Here is a 2,314-nt window from a genome sequence, read left to right as displayed (position 1 = left end):
TGAGCTTGGCTGTATAGATGAGATTATTTCGCTTGATCATCAGCTAAAGGACGGTGTGTACGATTATACCGCTTTAATGAAACCCCCCGGATTTTTTGCCCGATACGAGGAATTTAAGAGTGGCCAATTGATCATAGGCGATCCAGCCCTATTTAGGTTCGACGGTCGTGCGGTTATCGTAACCGAAGCGCTTATTGAGGCCCAACACATAGAGCTTAAATCGGCATCGGGGATTATCACAAAACTACGGTATATCGGGGAGCAAGCTTTAAACGGCGAGACACAGTATTACCCGTGCTATGAAGGGTGTCTGCAATACAAGTGCGGTGACCGCTTACGACCTTATGCGACTAAGGAATATGTTCGTGATGGGATCTACCGCGAACAAGTTAACCCGGTAAAGCTATGGATAATCAACGATTATACAATTTCTCTGCGTGGTCCTTTTGATGATGGGCTATATGTGAATAAAAAATGGAGTTCCATAACTGATAGGGTACCTATTAAAGGTGTCAATGAACACGATTACTGTAATCCGGACTATTATGGTTTCGAAATCAAACCGCAATCGGAGGTAAATGATGTTTAATCCAATTGAAGCGTCGGACAATATCAAGCGGAGCTTTGTCGACTATATCAATACTTCTTTTTCTATTGCGGACACGCATTACCAATCTCTGTTTCGCAATGCGCTTTTAAAAGACGGTGTCATCGGAAAAGGTCCGTTTCTGGATATCGGTGGTTCGTACAAGAGTGGAAAGAGCCTGAAGGACCGTGCTGAAAACGGTCAGGCTTCAAGACTCTTTTGTACTTTGGAGGATGTGCCGGAAAAGGATAAAGAGCTGAAATATGAGCGTCCGCTATACTGGCATCAGGAAGAAGCGCTGGGCCGCGCGCAAGAAGGCGGCAACCTGGTTGTGACAACAGGTACCGGTTCCGGTAAGACCGAGTGCTTCTTACTTCCCATCCTGCAAGATCTGTTGGAACAAAAGGAATCTGGAACGCTGACGCGTGCAGTCCGAGCCATTAATGTATACCCCATGGACGCCCTTGCTAACGACCAAATGAAGCGCGTGCGCAAACTACTCGCTACGTGTCCGGATATCACGTTCGGCCTCTATAATAGCAATACTAGACACCAGCAAACTAAGGCACATGCAGACTATCGTAGCCTATATGGAAGCGAGCCCCTGCCAAATGAGATCATTTCCCGCGAAGTTATGCAAAAGGAACCGCCGCATATTCTGATTACGAATTACTCCATGCTGGAATATATGATGCTGCGTCCCAAAGATGACGCTGTTTTCTCCGGGGCAAACCTACGCTATATCATATTAGACGAAGCCCACATATATCGTGGAGCGACAGGAATGGAGACAGCCCTGCTTATGCGCCGTTTGCGCGCTCGGATTAGTAGACCGGATAGCGTGCAGTACATACTAACAAGCGCCACTCTCGGCGACAAAGAAGCTGACAATCAAATAGTTGAGTTTGCAGAAAATCTGTGTAGTACACCCTTCAAAGCAGAGAATATCATCCGCTCCATCGAGATACACCAACCGATGATTGAAAGACGCGATTTCCCTGCCATGCTATTTGAGGAACTCTATAATGGAACCCGCGCCGTCGGAGAGGTTCTCAAAGAATATGATGCGGATTTTGTACCGAACAGCGATGACAATGAAAAGCTATTTGAGTTAATGCTGCGCAGCAGCCTATTCGGGAAGTTGAGACAAGTCGCCAACGGGGCAAAGACTGTTTCCCAAATGGCGGGCGAGATGGATGTTTCCAGTGAAGTCCTCATTTATCTTATTGCGGCAAGCGCCAAAGCGGTCAAGGATGGCGCGAGCCTGATTAAGCCGCGGTACCATTTTTTCCTGCGAGCGCTTGAGGGCGTGTTTATTACCTTGGCGGGAGAACGAGATCTATATCTAACCCGTAAACAGTATGACGAGAAGGGTAATCCGGTCTTCGAGTGTGCAATATGTGAAGATTGTGGCCGCATCGCGTTGGCGGGCAAGAGTGATAATGAGCGACTGCTTCACCCCAGACAGGGTTTTGACGATAACACGGAATTCTTCTTAGTCAAGCAAGATAGCGAAACGGGCTTTTTCTCAAATGAGGATGATGAACAGCCCAATGATGAGGACGACGGTGATAGCAGAGGCGAGAATGATTACATACTATGTCCAGTTTGTGGAAAAATCGAAATGGATAGTATGGTTAGGCATACCCCGTTGTGTGAACACGGTTCTTATCCTTATATCAGGCTCCGTAAGGCCAAAGAGCGTAAAAACGGGAATGCCTCCTGCCC

The 2,314-nt window shown here is 47.2% G+C and carries 2 protein-coding genes; both read left to right on the top strand.

The window, feature by feature from the left end; all coding sequences use genetic code 11:
- Positions 1 to 589: hypothetical protein (locus GX117_08515; protein ID NLO33382.1), on the top strand; the 589-nt coding region annotated here is incomplete at its 5' end.
- Positions 579 to 2,314: DEAD/DEAH box helicase (locus tag GX117_08510; GenBank protein ID NLO33381.1), on the top strand; the 1,736-nt coding region annotated here is incomplete at its 3' end. The genes GX117_08515 and GX117_08510, both read left to right, overlap by 11 nt.

It is taken from the genome of Candidatus Hydrogenedentota bacterium (genome assembly GCA_012523015.1).
Taxonomy (GTDB): Bacteria; Hydrogenedentota; Hydrogenedentia; order Hydrogenedentales; family CAITNO01; genus JAAYBJ01.
This window is presented reverse-complemented; position numbering and strand designations above follow the sequence as displayed.